The following is a 14,692-nucleotide window of genomic DNA, read 5'->3' on the forward strand; positions in this document are numbered from 1 at the left end:
CGGGTAAACCCGCTCCCACAGTGTATTGAGTCGACCTTAATTACGGCGCAATCCCATAGGATTTCTTCGCCTTGATTAATCGTCGTAGTGGTATCGGCACTGCAAGATCGTCATCTGACCACCTTCGAAAAGGTATACCAACCGATGCTCGCGAGTAATACGGCGAGACCAGAATCCTGACAGGTCGCCCTTGAGCGGCTCGGGCTTGCCAGTACCTCTGAACGGAGTACGTAGGCACTCCCTGATCAGTGTGTTGATCGTCGCGAATACATCAGAGTCAGCATCCTTCCAATGGCAGTAGTCTTCCCAACCCTCTGAAGTGAACGCAACGCTTACAGAATTGCGAGCCTCAGTCTTGTTGCGTTGTTTTGACTTCATGTTCATCTATGGGCAGCTCATGGGTAGCCGCTTCACCCGACCGCAGCTGATCAATGGATGCGCGCAAGCGCTTGGCATTGGCTGAAGAACCCAACAGGTACATGGTCTCTTGCATGCCGTTGTAGTCTTCAAGCGAGATCATGACCACCGGCTCACCACGCTGGCGCGTAATGATCGCAGGTTCGTGATCCCGACATACATCATCCATCGTCTGCTTCAGGTCGGCGCGAGCCTGGCTAAAAGTCAGTACATGCATTTCTTCAAATCCTTCCCAGGCAGGGCCCGGATCAGGTTTTTCTCGACCCACTCAGCACTGCTGAATGGGCGCTAGGCTTGGTGGCTTCCTACCAACTCAAACATTGTACAAGCCTAGGTACAAACTTCAACATCCCATGGTCGGGAACCTTGAGGATGCAAAGCATAAATTGGATGTCTTCTGGTGGGCAGGTGTTTGCCTTCGCCAGAGCTTGTAGGAAATCGCTGCGAGAGCAGGCCTGCCTACTCCCACAGCAATCGCATCGAATTAAGGTACGACGCTGTTTTGGGGTGAACCGCTTGTGGATGGAGGGGTCGACTCGATGCCATCGAGTATCGCCTCAATCACACCCTCTGCCATCTCAATCGCATGCAGGTTCGACCAGAACATGCCACGGCCCTCTTCGCGCATGTAGTCCAGGGCTTTGTAGCCGGTTTCGTAGGCGCTGCGCAGGTACAGGGCTACGTGGACCAGAGCGTCTTCGGCGGAAATGTTCGGGTTGACGGTGAAGAGCGGGTCATGGCCGGCGTCGCAGCGGCCGAAGGGGCGGGTGGAGGTGCAGGGTAGGGGTGGATCGGGCACTATCTTTTTCATGGCTTGCTCCAGGCATTGAAGCTAACGCCGGGCCGTTACCACACGGATTAGGCGGCAGCTGTACGCGAGGTGGTAAACCGGGCTGGAGGCGCTCCCGGCAGGCATGACGCCTCCCGCGCACAGCTGCCATAGCTGTGACGCCTCAAGCACATCCGGGTTACCACACCCGATCGCCAAGTTATTCGGCGACGGTTTAAGCCTAAGGGCAGAGGTTCCCACTGAGAAGGTGATGGCAGAGGACGCGGCTCGTAGGATATTTCCGAAGTGGCCAGCTGGACAGCCATTTTGGCAAAAATCAGAAAACCCTGATCACGCAAATGGCAACAGGAGGCGCATGCACAGCACGCGATAAAAAGGGCACTGCCTTGACCATGCTGGTTTGGAAGCGTAGCGTTTCTGCTTCAGGTTGTACTGGTGCGTCGGCTGAGCTCAAGTTATCCGGGCGAGTACATCCTTACCATTTGGGCCGCTTGTGCGGCCTTTGTTTTTTCGGGCTATCGGGCCTAGGCCACACCCTCAATCGATTTGGCGCACGCAGACAGCGTAACGGTAACCAGGCGCACGCCTTGGTTTCTGTGGTGTCGCGCAAATCGAGCGCCGCCCGCGCGGCGCATCGCGAGCAAGCTCGCTCCTACATTCGTTTCGGGCCAATAACGCCTGCATCAACGCGCGCGACCGCCTTGTTTGTTCCACGCGATATTGAGCTGGAAGCCAAGGGCCCGCGCGCGCCTGCCTCAGGAATAACTGGCCCGAAACAAATGTAGGAGCGAGCTTGCTCGCGATGCGCCGCGCGGGCGGCGCTCGATCTCACAGGCGCCTCAAACCTCAAGGCAGGCACCTCTAGGCGGCGCCAGATCGCCCCCCACGCCTGTGGATAGGTATCAGCCCGGGCGCACAACCTCGCCGGTTGCCAGGTTGCGAATCACACTCGGGTTCTTCCGCCCCCCCAGCGCCCCGCCAAGCACCAGGTCCAGCTGGCCGTGGAAGTACTGCTCCACCCGCAACCGGGTCTTCGCCGCCGGGCGACCGCCTGGGTTGCACGAGGTGGAAATCAGCGGCCCCACCAGTGCGCACAGTTCACGCACCACCGGGTGGTCACTGACGCGCAGCGCCACCGTGTCATGCTGACCGGTCACCCACTCGGGCAGCAGGTCCTGGTGCGGCACCAGCCAGGTATTCGGCCCCGGCCAGGTGCTGCCCATGCGGTCGATCCAGTCTTCGGGGAAGTCCTCGAACAGGAAGTCGAACTGGCGGATGTTGTCAGCGATCAGGATCAGCCCTTTATCCACAGGCCGCGACTTCAGCGCCAGCAGGCGATACACCGCGTCCTCGTTCCATGGGTCGCAGCCCAGGCCCCAGACCGCTTCCGTCGGGTAGGCGATTACTGCGCCCGCCCGGATCTCACGTGCGGCTTGTTGCACACGAAAACTGCTCACCATTGCTGTTACTCCGCCTGAATACCTTGCTTGTGCGCAGTGTACTTAGCCCGCGCGGGCAAACCAACGCCCGGCTTCATTGCTGACCCGGCCTTCCAGCTCCAGCTCGGTCAGCTGCGCCAACACTTCGGCCAGCGGCAGCTCGCTGCAGTGCGCAAGGCTTTCGCTGGTTTGAGGCGCTGCATGCAGCAGGGCGAGCAGGGGATGGTCGAACCTGTCCACAACTGCAGGTGGCAGGTTCTGCCAACCCTGCAGGCTTTCCAGGATTTGCTCCACCGTTTCCACCAGTAATGCCCCATCCCGGATCAGTTGGTGACAGCCCTTGGCCCCCGGGTGATGAATAGACCCCGGAATGGCATACACCTCACGGCCTTGCTCGGCCGCCAGGCGCGCCGTAATCAGCGAGCCGCTGGCCATGCTGGCCTCTACCACCAGCACACCCAGCGACAGCCCGCTGATGATGCGGTTGCGCCGTGGGAAGTTGCCAGGCAGTGGCCCGGCATCCAGCGGATACTCCGAAACCAGCGCACTGCCGTTGTCGATCATCGCCTGCGCAAGCTCAAGATGGCGCTGTGGATAAAGTTTTTGCAGCCCCGTGCCGAGCACGGCAATCGTGCACCCACCGGCCTGCAACGCAGCCCGATGAGCGGCACCGTCGACGCCTACCGCCAGCCCGCTGGTAATGGTGAAACCTGCCTGCGCAAGGTAGCGGGAAAATGCCCGGGCTGTGTCGAGCGCCGGGGGTGTGGCACGTCTGCTGCCCACGATGGCCAGCTGAGGGCGGTCGAGCAAGGCCGGGTCGCCGGCAACAAAAAGCAGCGGCGGGGCGTCGTCGATTTCTGCCAGCAAGGCAGGGTAGCCAGGGCCGTCCCACATCAGCAAATGCTGGCCGGGGCGCTCTAACCAGGCCATTGCGGCCAGCGCGCCATCGCGGACCTCGGCACTGCGCCGGGCATCGATGGTGGCTTGGGGGATGCCCAACGCTCGCCAGGCCGAACCGGGAGCGCTAAGCGCGCTAGAGGCGCTGCCGAACGCATCCAGCAAGGTGCGAAAACGTCGCAGTCCTGTCTCGGGCAGGCGATGCAGGCGTAATCGCGCCTCCAGTTCGGCAGGCGGGCAGAGCGACGAATGGTAACTGGGCATGGGGATCGTCCTTGATCTAAACAGGGCCATCTACGTGGCACAACCTGTGGATAACTCTGTGAGTAACACTTTGAAAAGCTGTCCATTGATTGGGGGCTATCAAGCCCATAGACACCCTAGACGAGCTTGCCAGGTGCCGAAATCCCCGTTTCCCTTTATTATGTGTGCTCAGTTTTCAACCGAACGCACAGTGACTGCCTGACCTTATGGCCATCTTGAACATTCTCGAATTCCCGGACCCGCGCCTGCGCACTATCGCCAAACCGGTGACGGAGTTCGACGACGCCCTGCGTCAGCTGATCGACGACATGTTTGAAACCATGTACGAAGCCCCTGGTATCGGCCTGGCCGCCACCCAGGTCAACGTGCACCTGCAGGTCGTGGTCATGGACCTCAGCGAAGACCGCAGCGAGCCGCGCGTCTTCATCAACCCCACGGTCGAAGAACTGACCCACGACATGGGCCAGTACCAGGAAGGTTGCCTGTCGGTGCCCGGCTTCTACGAGAACGTCGACCGCCCGCTGCGTGTGCGGGTCAAGGCCCAGGACCGCGACGGCAAGCCGTACGAGCTGGAATGCGAAGGCCTGCTGGCGGTGTGCGTACAGCACGAATTCGATCACCTCAACGGCAAGCTGTTCGTTGACTACCTGTCGCAGCTCAAGCGCGACCGGATCAAGAAGAAGCTGGAAAAGCAGCACCGCCAGCAAGCCTGATCCCCACCTTCCAGAAGGCTTGCTCCGGCAAGCCTTTTTCTATTTTGAAGCGAGAACTCCATGCGCATCGTCTTTGCAGGCACTCCAGAGTTTGCCGCCGAACACCTCAAGGCCCTGCTCGACAGCCCGTACCAGATCGTGGCCGTCTACACCCAGCCCGACCGCCCGGCCGGCCGTGGCCAGAAGCTGATGCCAAGTGCGGTCAAGGCACTGGCAGTGGCCCATGACATCCCGGTGTTCCAGCCGCAAACCCTGCGCAACGCCGATGCCCAGGCCGAACTGGCCGCGCTGAAGCCGGACCTGATGGTGGTGGTCGCCTACGGCCTGATCCTGCCGCAGGCAGTGCTGGATATCCCGCGCCTGGGCTGCATCAACAGCCACGCCTCCCTGCTGCCACGCTGGCGCGGTGCGGCGCCGATCCAGCGCGCCGTGGAAGCCGGCGACGCCGAAAGCGGCGTAACCGTGATGCGCATGGAAGCTGGCCTGGACACCGGCCCGATGCTGCTCAAGGTAGTCACCCCCATCAGCGCCGACGACACCGGCGGCACCTTGCATGATCGCCTGGCCGAAATGGGCCCGCCTGCAGTCGTTCAGGCCATTGCCGGGCTGGCCGAAGGTTCGCTGCAAGGTGAGGTGCAGGACGATACCCTGGCTACCTACGCACACAAGCTGAACAAGGACGAGGCACGCATCGACTGGACCCGCCCTGCCGTTGAGCTGGAGCGCCTGATCCGCGCCTTCAACCCGTGGCCGGTGTGCCACAGCACCCTGGATGGCGAAAGCGTGAAGGTGCTGGCCGCCAACTTGTCCACAGGCAAGGGCGCCCCGGGCGAAATCCTGTCCGCCAGCAAGGACGGCCTGGTCGTTGCGTGCGGCGACCTGGCGCTGAGCCTGACCCGCCTGCAACTGCCCGGCGGCAAGGCGCTTAACTTCAGCGACCTGTTCAACAGCCGCCGCGAGAAGTTCGCCGCCGGCAAGGTGCTGGGCCAATGAACCCACGTCTCGCCGCCGCCCGTGCCCTTGCCGCTGTACTCAGTGGCAAGGCCTCGCTGAACAGCTCGCTGCCGGCACAACTGGACAAGGTTGATGAACGCGACCGTGGCCTGACCCAGGACCTGGCGTTCGGTACCGCACGCTGGCAGCCGCGCCTCGACCTGCTGGCCGCGCAACTGCTGCAAAAGCCCTTCAAGGCCGCCGACGCCGATGTGCAGGCGCTGCTGCTGGTCGGCCTGTACCAGTTGTTCTACACCCGCATTCCGGCCCACGCCGCCATCGGCGAAACCGTGGGCTGTGCCGACAAGCTGAAAAAGCCGTGGGCCAAGGGCCTGCTCAATGCCGTGCTGCGCCGCGCCCAGCGCGAAGGCGAAGAACTGCTCGCCGGCATGGAGCGCGACCCAGTGGTACGCACCGCCCACCCGCGCTGGTTGCAAAAGGCGCTGAAAGCCTTTTGGCCAGAACAGTGGGAAGCCATCTGCGCCGCCAACAACGCCCACCCGCCGATGATTCTGCGGGTCAACCGCCGTCACCACAGCCGCGATGCCTACCTGGCACTGCTGGCCGAAGCGGGCATTGGCGCCAGCGCCTGCCAGTACAGCCGTGACGGCATCGTGCTGGCCGAGGCCTGCGACGTGCGCGGCCTGCCAGGCTTCGCCGAGGGCTGGGTGAGCGTGCAGGACGAGGCCGCGCAGCTGTCCGCCGACCTGCTCGAACTGGCCCCCGGCCAGCGCGTGCTGGACGCCTGTTGCGCCCCGGGTGGCAAAACCTGCCACTTGCTGGAGGCCGAAGCCGGCCTGGCGCAGATGGTGGCCATCGACCTCGAAGCCAAGCGCCTGACCCGCGTGCGCGAGAACCTCGACCGCCTGCAACTGGACGCCGAGCTGATCGCCTGCGATGCCCGCGACACCGCCAGCTGGTGGGACGGCAAGCCGTTCCAGCGCATCCTGCTCGACGCGCCGTGTTCGGCCACCGGCGTAATCCGCCGCCACCCGGACATCAAGCTGACCCGCCAGGCCGACGACATCCCGGCCCTGGCAACGCTGCAAGGCGAGCTGCTCGATGCCCTGTGGCCGACACTGGAAGTAGGCGGCATGCTGCTGTACGCCACCTGCTCCAGCCTGCCGACCGAGAACACCGAAGTAGTGGGCGCCTTCCTTGCCCGCACCCCAGGCGCCCGTGAGCTGGACCTGGCCACCGAGGCCGGCCTGCGCCAGCCCCACGGCCGCCAGTTGCTGGCCCAGGAAGGCGGCCACGACGGTTTCTACTATGCCAAGCTGATCAAGATCGCCGCCTCACGCGGATAAGCACAAACGGTAGGGAGTAGCGGATGAAGATCATCATCCTCGGCGCAGGGCAGGTAGGCGGTACGCTGGCAGAGCATTTGGCCAGCGAAGCGAACGACATCACCGTGGTCGACACCGATGGCGAGCGCTTGCGCGACCTCGGTGACCGCCTGGACATCCGCACCGTGCAGGGCCGTGGCTCGCTGCCGACGGTGCTGCGTCAGGCCGGTGCCGATGACGCCGACATGCTGGTGGCAGTGACCAACAGCGACGAAACCAACATGGTCGCCTGCCAGGTGGCCTATTCGCTGTTCCACACCCCGACCAAGATCGCCCGGGTGCGGGAATCGTCTTACCTCACCCGCGAGGAGCTGTTCCACAACGACCATATCCCGGTCGACGTGCTGATCAGCCCCGAGCAGGTGGTGACCAACTACATCAAGCGCCTGATCGAACACCCAGGCTCGCTGCAGGTGATCGACTTTGCCGAAGGCAAGGCCCAACTGGTGGCGGTGAAGGCTTACTACGGTGGCCCGCTGGTGGGCCAGCAGCTGCGCCAGATCCGTGCGCACATGCCCAACGTCGACACCCGCGTGGCAGCCATCTTCCGCCGCGACCGGCCGATCACCCCACGTGGCGACACCGTGATCGAAGCTGACGACGAAGTGTTCTTCATCGCCGCCAAGAAGGACATCCGCGCGGTGATGGGCGAGCTGCGCCGCATCGACGAAACCAACAAACGCATTGTGATCGCTGGCGGCGGGCAGATCGGCGAACGCCTGGCCGAAGCCATCGAGAGCCGCTACCAGGTGAAGATCATCGAGATGAACCCGGCGCGCTGCCGGCACCTCTCCGATACCTTGGAAAGCACCGTGGTGCTACAGGGCAGCGCCTCGGACAAGGACCTGATGCTCGAAGAAAACATCGCCGACGCCGACATCTTCCTGGCCCTGACCAACGACGACGAAGCCAACATCATGTCGTCGCTGCTGGCCAAACGCCTGGGCGCGGGCAAGGTGATGACCATCATCAACAACCCGGCCTATGTCGACCTGGTGCAGGGCGGTGATATCGACATCGCCATCAGCCCGCAGCTGGCCACCATCGGCACGCTGCTGGCGCACGTGCGCCGGGGCGACATCGTCAGCGTTCACTCGCTGCGCCGTGGTGCGGCCGAGGCCATCGAGGCGGTGGCACACGGGGACGCGAAGTCGAGCAAGGTGGTTGGCAAAGCCATCGAAGACATCGCCCTGCCGCCGGGTACCACCATCGGCGCCATCATCCGGGACGAAGAGGTGATGATCGCCCACGACGCCACCAGGATCGAATCGGGTGACCATGTGATCCTGTTCGTTGTGGATAAAAAACACATTCGGGATGTGGAAAAGCTGTTCCACGTTGGCTTGAGTTTCTTCTAGGAGAAGAGGGCATGCGCGAATCGCTGGAGAAAATGCTGGCCAAGGGTGTGGATAACCCATTGCTGCGTTTCGGGCTAGGGAAGGCTTGGCTGGATGAAGGCAACGGCGCTGAAGCGGCGGTACACCTGGCACGGTGTGTGGAGCAGGATCCCAAGTATTCCGCGGCGTGGAAGCTGCTGGGCAAGGCGCATCAGTTGCAGGGTGACCTGGCAGCAGCGCGCAAGGCCTGGGAAGATGGGATCGTGGCGGCGCAGGCCCATGGGGACAAGCAGGCCGAGAAAGAGATGACAGTGTTCCTGAAGAAACTCAACAAGGTCTGAAATTGCCGGGGCTGCTTTGCAGCCCATCGCCGGCAAGCCAGCTCCCACAGGGGCCGAGCAAACCCATGGGCTTTGTACAAGCCAGAGCTTGTCTAAGCCAGAAGTTGTCCAAGGCTGAAGCATGAGCTCGGGCCGGCACGGTCAGGGTGGGAGCTGGCTTGCCGGCGAAAGGGGCGCAAAGCGCCCCCAAAAATCTCAGTACCAGCGCGGCTCGCCAGCCGGGCGCTTCTTGAAGCGCTTCATGCTCCACATGTACTGGCTCGGGTACTCGCGCACATAGCGCTCGACCACCTTGCTCATCGCCGCCGCCGATTCGGTCACATCGGTGCTGTACATCGCTTCCGGCGCTGCTTCCAGAATCACCCGAAAGCCCGAACCATCCGGCAGCCGCAGCGCATGCAGGAACACCCCCACAGCCTTGCCACCGGCCAGCATATTCGGCACGAACTTGCTGGTCAGCGCCTGGGTACCCAGAAACGGCACGAACACCCCTGCCGATTCCGCCGGCTCCGGGTCGGCGGGGATGCCCACCTGGCCACCACGGCGCACTTCCTTGATGACGCTGAGGATGCCTTCCTTGGTCGAAGGCGCCACGCGGTTGCCCATCTGCACGCGCTGCTCACGCAGCAGGTCATCCACAGCTTTGAGCTTCGGCGGGCGATAGAAGATGATCGGTTTGCACTGGTTGCAGTAGAAGTGGTTCAGCACTTCCCAGTTGCCCAGGTGGCTGGTGATTCCCACCACGCCCTTGCCCGAGGCCAGGGCCTGCTCCAGCACTTCCAGGCCGTGCACTTCCTTGACCAGCTCCAGCGAACGCTGCGGCGGCCAGATCCAGGCACAGGCACTTTCGACGAAGGACTTGCCGATATCCCGCAGCGCCTGGCCAACCAGCTGCTCACGGGCAACCGGGTCCATCTCCGGGAAACACTTGGCAAGGTTGATCCGCACCACGTTGCGCGAACCATTGGGCACTTTCCACATCAGCCAGCCGATACCCGCGCCCACACGCTGTACAGCGCCCCAGGGCAGCTTGGCAAACAGGCGCAGCACCCCGACCATCAGGGCGCCCTTGAACTTTTCCACAGGCGAATTCCTTATTTCAGCAAGGCGCGCATTGTAACCCCTCAGCGCAACAAGGCGGCGTAGCGATCGCAATCGGTGGTGTGGTCCATGACCATGCCGGTGGCCTGCATGAAGGCGTAGCAGATGGTCGGGCCGACAAAGGTGAAGCCAGCTTTTTGCAGGGCCTTGCTCATGGCCTTGGCTTCGTCGGTGACAGCCGGCACGTCGCCGCGCACTTCGAAGTGGTTGATCTTCGGCTCGCCGCCAACGAACGACCATAGCCATGCGGCGGGGTTATCCACAGCCAGCCAGGCTTGGGCATTGCGCCGCGCAGCCTTGAGCTTGAGGCGATTGCGGATGATGCCGGCATCCTGCATCAGTTCTTCGATGCGCTCGTCGCTCATGGCGGCCAGCTTTTCCGGGTCGAAGCCGTACATCACCTCGCGATAACGCTCGCGCTTGCGCAAAACGGTTATCCACGACAGCCCGGCCTGGAACCCTTCGAGCAAAAGCATCTCGAAGAGCAACGCCGGGTCACGCTGTGGCGTTCCCCATTCCTGGTCATGATAGGCCTGGTACAACGGATCGTCGGTACACCAAAAGCAGCGTGGCATAAGGCTCCAATGAGTAGAGGGCGAGGCGAATCAGGTTATACTCCCGCTCTTTACATCCGCATCCCCAGATACAGGTGAATTTCGTGAGCCAGCCTACGCCAGCCGTGCGTACCTTCCAAGACCTGATCCTCGCCCTGCAGAACTACTGGGCAGCTCAAGGTTGTGTGGTGCTTCAGCCCTACGATATGGAAGTAGGCGCCGGCACTTTCCATACCGCCACGTTCCTGCGCGCCGTCGGCCCAGAAACCTGGAACGCCGCCTACGTGCAGCCTAGCCGTCGCCCTGCCGACGGGCGGTATGGCGAAAACCCAAACCGCCTGCAGCACTACTACCAGTTCCAGGTCGTGCTCAAGCCCAACCCGGCCAACTTCCAGGAGCTGTACCTCGGCTCGCTGAAAGCCATCGGCCTGGACCCGCTGGTGCACGACATCCGCTTCGTCGAAGACAACTGGGAATCGCCGACCCTCGGCGCCTGGGGCCTGGGCTGGGAAATCTGGCTCAACGGCATGGAAGTCACCCAGTTCACCTACTTCCAGCAAGTAGGCGGTATCGAGTGCTACCCGGTCACCGGTGAAATCACCTACGGCCTGGAGCGCCTGGCCATGTACATCCAGGGCGTCGACTCGGTGTACGACCTGGTATGGGCCGACGGCCCGTTCGGCAAGGTTACCTACGGCGACGTGTTCCACCAGAACGAGGTGGAACAGTCGACCTACAACTTCGAACACGCCAACGTCGACAAGCTGTTCGAACTGTTCGACTTCTACGAAAGCGAAGCCAATCGCCTGATCAAGCTGGATCTGCCGTTGCCGACCTACGAAATGGTCCTGAAGGCCTCGCACACCTTCAACCTGCTGGACGCGCGCCGCGCCATCTCGGTAACCGAGCGCCAGCGTTACATCCTGCGTGTACGTACCCTGGCCCGGGACGTGGCGCAAAGCTATCTGCAAGCCCGCGCACGCATGGGCTTCCCGATGGCCACCCCTGAACTGCGTGACGAAGTGTTGGCTAAGCTGGAGGCTGCACAATGAGTGCTCAAGATTTCCTGGTAGAACTGGGCACCGAAGAGCTGCCACCCAAAGCCCTGGCCACCCTCGGCGACGCCTTCCTGGCCGGCATCGAGAAAGGCCTGCAGGCCGCTGGCCTGAACTACACCGGCAAGCAGGTGTACGCCGCGCCGCGCCGCCTGGCCGTGCTGATCCGCCAGTTGGACGTGCAGCAGCCTGACCGCAGCATCAACATCGACGGCCCGCCCCTGCAGGCTGCTTTCAAAGACGGCGAGCCGACCCAGGCTGCTCTTGGCTTTGCCAAGAAATGCGGTGTAGATCTGTCGGAAATCGACCAGAGCGGCGCCAAGCTGCGCTTCTCCCAGCATATCCCGGGCAAGTCCACCGTCGGCTTGCTGCCAACCATCGTCGAAGATTCGCTCAACGACCTGCCGATTCCCAAGCGCATGCGCTGGGCGGCCAGCCGTGAAGAGTTCGTGCGCCCGACGCAATGGCTGGTGATGCTGCTGGGCGACCAGGTGGTCGACTGCACCATCCTGTCGCAGAAGGCCGGCCGTGAATCCCGTGGCCACCGCTTCCACCACCCGGAAAACGTGGTCATCACCACCCCGGCCAACTATGTCGAAGACCTGCGCAAGGCCTACGTGCTGGCCGACTTCGCCGAGCGCCGCGAGCTGATCAGCAAGCGTACCGCCGAGCTGGCCATGCAGCAGGAAGGCACCGCCATCGTGCCGCCTGCGCTGCTGGACGAAGTGACCGCCCTGGTCGAGTGGCCAGTGCCGCTGGTGTGCTCGTTCGAGGAACGTTTCCTTGAAGTGCCACAAGAAGCCCTGATCACCACCATGCAGGACAACCAGAAGTACTTCTGCCTGCTGGACAGCGAAGGCAAGCTGCTGCCGCGCTTCATCACCGTAGCCAACGTCGAGAGCCGCGACCCGAAGCAGATCGTGCAAGGCAACGAGAAGGTCGTGCGCCCACGCCTGACCGACGCCGAGTTCTTCTTCAAGCAGGACAAGAAACAGCCGCTGGAAACCTTCAACGAGCGCCTGAAGAACGTGGTATTCCAGGCTCAGCTGGGCACTGTGTACGACAAGGCCGAGCGTGTGTCCAAACTGGCTGCGTTCATTGCCCCGCTGATCGGCGGCGACGCCCAGCGCGCCGGCCGTGCCGGCCTGCTGTCCAAGTGCGACCTGGCCACCGAGATGGTCGGCGAGTTCCCTGAAATGCAGGGTGTTGCCGGTTATTACTACGCGCTCAACGACGGTGAGCCGCAAGACGTCGCACTGGCCCTGAACGAGCAGTACATGCCGCGCGGTGCTGGCGCCGAGCTGCCGCAGACCCTCACCGGTGCTGCCGTGGCCATCGCCGACAAACTCGACACCCTGGTTGGCATCTTCGGCATCGGCATGCTGCCCACCGGTAGCAAGGACCCGTACGCCCTGCGCCGTGCCGCCCTAGGCGTGCTGCGCATCCTGATCGAGAAGCAGCTGGACCTGAACCTGACTGGTGCGGTCGAGTTCGCAGTCAAGCAGTTCGGCGCCAAGGTCAAGGCCGCCGGCCTGGCCGAACAGGTACTGGAATTCATCTTCGACCGCCTGCGTGCGCGTTACGAAGACGAAGGCATCGACGTGGCCACCTACCTGTCGGTGCGTGCACTGCAGCCAGGCTCGGCCCTGGACTTCGACCAGCGCGTACAGGCCGTGCAGGCCTTCCGCAAGCTGCCAGAAGCCGAAGCTTTGGCCGCGGTGAACAAGCGTGTATCGAACCTGCTGAGCAAGGCCGAAGGCGCCATCGCCGAACAGGTCGAGCCAAAGTACTTCGACAACGCCAACGAGTTCTCCCTGTACTCGGCCATCCAGCAGGCCGACCAGGCCGTGCAACCGATGGCTGCTGCACGCCAGTACAGTGAATCGCTGGCCCGCCTGGCGGCCCTGCGTGACCCGGTCGACGCCTTCTTCGAGGCGGTGATGGTCAACGCTGAAGACGCCAAAGTACGCGCCAACCGTTATGCCCTGCTCAGCCGCCTGCGCGGCCTGTTCCTGGGCGTGGCCGACATTTCGCTGCTGGGGTAAGCCTTGAAACTGCTGATTCTCGACCGTGACGGGGTCATCAACCATGACTCCGACGCCTACATCAAGACGCTGGAAGAATGGGTGCCGATCCCTGGCTCGGTCGAGGCCATTGCGCAGTTGAGCAAAGCGGGCTGGACGGTGGCCGTGGCCACTAACCAGTCCGGCATTGCCCGTGGCTATTACACACTGGCAACCCTGGAAGCCATGCACGCACGCCTGCGCGAGCTGGTGGCCGAGCAGGGGGGCGAGGTGGGCCATATCGTCTATTGCCCGCACGGGCCGGACGAAGGCTGCGATTGTCGCAAGCCAAAGCCTGGCATGCTGCTGGCGATTGCCGAGCATTACCGGGTCGGCCTGCAAGGCGTCTGGTTTGTCGGTGACAGCAAAGGTGACCTGGAGGCCGCCCTGGCCGTCGGTGCACAACCCGTGTTGGTAAAAACCGGCAAGGGCGAGCGGACCCTGGAAAAAGGCGTCCCTGAAACTACACTGATTTTCGACGATCTGGCAGCTATCGCCAGAGAACTAATTTAAACGGTGCGCCTTCGGGCGCATTTTTCTCAGGCGGGCATGCCCCGCAATGGTACAAGCCACTATGTCGATCCTGCAGGCGATCAGAATCTTTCTTTTTTACCTGCTGCTGGGCACCAGTTCGCTGCTGTGGTGCTCGCTGAGCTTCTTCATCGCGCCGTTCCTGTCGTTCCCCAAGCGCTACAGGTTCATCAACGTGTACTGGTGTCGCTGCGCGCTGTTCCTGGTGCGCACCATTCTCGGCATCGACTACAAGGTCACCGGCGCCGAGAACGTGCCGAATGAGCCCTGTGTGATTCTGTCCAACCACCAGAGCACCTGGGAAACCTTCTTCCTTTCCCAGTACTTTTCGCCGCTGAGCCAGGTGCTCAAGCGCGAGCTGCTGTACGTGCCGTTCTTCGGTTGGGCCATGGCCATGCTGCGGCCGATCGCGATCAACCGCGACAACCCCAAGGAAGCGTTGCGCCAGGTGGCGAGCAAAGGCGACGAGCTGCTCAAGCAGAAGACTTGGGTGCTGATCTTTCCGGAAGGCACCCGCGTGCCGTACGGCACCGTGGGCAAGTTCTCCCGCGGCGGTACCGCGTTGGCCGTGAATGCCGGGCTGCCGGTGCTGCCGATTGCCCACAATGCCGGCAAGTTCTGGCCGAAGACCGGTTGGGGCAAGCGTGCAGGCACCATCGAAGTGGTGATTGGCGAGCCGATGTATGCCAATGGCACCGGGCCACGTGCCATCGCCGAACTCAACGACCGCGCTGCAGCGTGGAACGAAGCCACCCAACGGGCCCTGGGTTCGCTGCCGCCAGCCGATGAAAAAACCCAACAGCAGACGGCTTGATGATCTGTGGATAACTTGTGAGCAGTTTTTCGATCAA

The 14,692-nt window shown here is 62.6% G+C and carries 16 protein-coding genes; 9 read left to right on the forward strand and 7 right to left on the reverse strand.

The genetic code is table 11. From position 1 onward, the window contains the following. Positions 1 to 75: 75 nt before the first annotated feature. From N805_RS30205 to dprA, 5 genes are all read right to left on the reverse strand, one after another. Positions 76 to 384, reverse strand: coding sequence for a Txe/YoeB family addiction module toxin (locus N805_RS30205; RefSeq protein ID WP_080956831.1), 309 nt, complete (start codon positions 382 to 384; stop codon positions 76 to 78). Then, the gene (locus tag N805_RS22160) at positions 350 to 634 is read right to left on the reverse strand and encodes a type II toxin-antitoxin system Phd/YefM family antitoxin (RefSeq protein ID WP_019473739.1); all 285 of its coding nucleotides are present in this window, start codon (positions 632 to 634) and stop codon (positions 350 to 352) included. The genes N805_RS30205 and N805_RS22160 overlap by 35 nt, the downstream gene beginning before the upstream one ends. Before the next feature lie 267 nt (positions 635 to 901). Further along, positions 902 to 1,228: a hypothetical protein gene (locus N805_RS22165; RefSeq protein ID WP_019473740.1), complete on the reverse strand. Its 327-nt coding sequence runs from the start codon at positions 1,226 to 1,228 to the stop codon at positions 902 to 904. 881 nt (positions 1,229 to 2,109) lie between these two features. Continuing rightward, on the reverse strand, positions 2,110 to 2,667 hold the full coding sequence (locus N805_RS22170) for an L-threonylcarbamoyladenylate synthase (RefSeq protein ID WP_011953122.1): 558 nt from the start codon (positions 2,665 to 2,667) through the stop codon (positions 2,110 to 2,112). A 42-nt stretch (positions 2,668 to 2,709) separates the two neighbouring features. Further along, complete coding sequence (gene dprA, locus N805_RS22175) at positions 2,710 to 3,807, reverse strand: DNA-processing protein DprA (RefSeq protein WP_019473741.1); 1,098 nt, start codon at positions 3,805 to 3,807, stop codon at positions 2,710 to 2,712. Positions 3,808 to 4,013: 206 nt separating this feature from the next. Between dprA and def the strand changes: the two genes are divergently transcribed. Genes def through N805_RS22200 form a run of 5 tightly spaced genes read left to right on the forward strand, consistent with a single transcriptional unit; the run spans position 4,014 to position 8,537 of the window. Continuing rightward, on the forward strand, positions 4,014 to 4,520 hold the full coding sequence (def, locus tag N805_RS22180) for a peptide deformylase (RefSeq protein ID WP_016497369.1): 507 nt from the start codon (positions 4,014 to 4,016) through the stop codon (positions 4,518 to 4,520). A 60-nt stretch (positions 4,521 to 4,580) separates the two neighbouring features. Next, positions 4,581 to 5,513 (forward strand): methionyl-tRNA formyltransferase, encoded by a 933-nt coding sequence (gene fmt, locus N805_RS22185; RefSeq protein WP_019473742.1) that lies wholly within the window; start codon positions 4,581 to 4,583, stop codon positions 5,511 to 5,513. Next, complete coding sequence (gene rsmB, locus N805_RS22190; RefSeq protein ID WP_019473743.1) at positions 5,510 to 6,820, forward strand: 16S rRNA (cytosine(967)-C(5))-methyltransferase RsmB; 1,311 nt, start codon at positions 5,510 to 5,512, stop codon at positions 6,818 to 6,820. Before fmt ends, rsmB begins: the two co-directional genes overlap by 4 nt. A gap of 23 nt (positions 6,821 to 6,843) precedes the next feature. After that, positions 6,844 to 8,217: a Trk system potassium transporter TrkA gene (trkA, locus tag N805_RS22195; RefSeq protein WP_019473744.1), complete on the forward strand. Its 1,374-nt coding sequence runs from the start codon at positions 6,844 to 6,846 to the stop codon at positions 8,215 to 8,217. Between the two features lie 11 nt (positions 8,218 to 8,228). Further along, a complete protein-coding gene (locus N805_RS22200) occupies positions 8,229 to 8,537 on the forward strand; it encodes a tetratricopeptide repeat protein (RefSeq protein ID WP_019473745.1) in 309 nt (102 codons plus the stop codon). Positions 8,538 to 8,732: 195 nt separating this feature from the next. On the opposite strand, the gene N805_RS22205 is transcribed toward N805_RS22200, so the two are convergent. Next, positions 8,733 to 9,620 (reverse strand): lysophospholipid acyltransferase, encoded by an 888-nt coding sequence (locus N805_RS22205; RefSeq protein WP_016489937.1) that lies wholly within the window; start codon positions 9,618 to 9,620, stop codon positions 8,733 to 8,735. A gap of 41 nt (positions 9,621 to 9,661) precedes the next feature. Then, on the reverse strand, positions 9,662 to 10,213 hold the full coding sequence (locus tag N805_RS22210; RefSeq protein ID WP_019471033.1) for a DNA-3-methyladenine glycosylase I: 552 nt from the start codon (positions 10,211 to 10,213) through the stop codon (positions 9,662 to 9,664). 83 nt (positions 10,214 to 10,296) lie between these two features. On the opposite strand from N805_RS22210, the gene glyQ reads away from it, so the two are divergent. The 4 genes from glyQ to N805_RS22230 are packed head-to-tail and all read left to right on the forward strand — an operon-like array spanning position 10,297 to position 14,655. After that, positions 10,297 to 11,244 (forward strand): glycine--tRNA ligase subunit alpha, encoded by a 948-nt coding sequence (gene glyQ, locus N805_RS22215; RefSeq protein ID WP_019471032.1) that lies wholly within the window; start codon positions 10,297 to 10,299, stop codon positions 11,242 to 11,244. Beyond that, complete coding sequence (glyS, locus tag N805_RS22220; RefSeq protein ID WP_019471031.1) at positions 11,241 to 13,292, forward strand: glycine--tRNA ligase subunit beta; 2,052 nt, start codon at positions 11,241 to 11,243, stop codon at positions 13,290 to 13,292. The genes glyQ and glyS overlap by 4 nt, the downstream gene beginning before the upstream one ends. 3 nt (positions 13,293 to 13,295) lie before the next feature. Continuing rightward, positions 13,296 to 13,823: a D-glycero-beta-D-manno-heptose 1,7-bisphosphate 7-phosphatase gene (gmhB, locus tag N805_RS22225; RefSeq protein ID WP_019471030.1), complete on the forward strand. Its 528-nt coding sequence runs from the start codon at positions 13,296 to 13,298 to the stop codon at positions 13,821 to 13,823. A 46-nt stretch (positions 13,824 to 13,869) separates the two neighbouring features. After that, positions 13,870 to 14,655, forward strand: coding sequence for a lysophospholipid acyltransferase family protein (locus N805_RS22230; RefSeq protein WP_019471029.1), 786 nt, complete (start codon positions 13,870 to 13,872; stop codon positions 14,653 to 14,655). Positions 14,656 to 14,692 lie beyond the last annotated feature (37 nt).

The organism is Pseudomonas putida S13.1.2 (assembly GCF_000498395.2).
GTDB lineage: Bacteria > Pseudomonadota > Gammaproteobacteria > Pseudomonadales > Pseudomonadaceae > Aquipseudomonas > Aquipseudomonas putida_Q.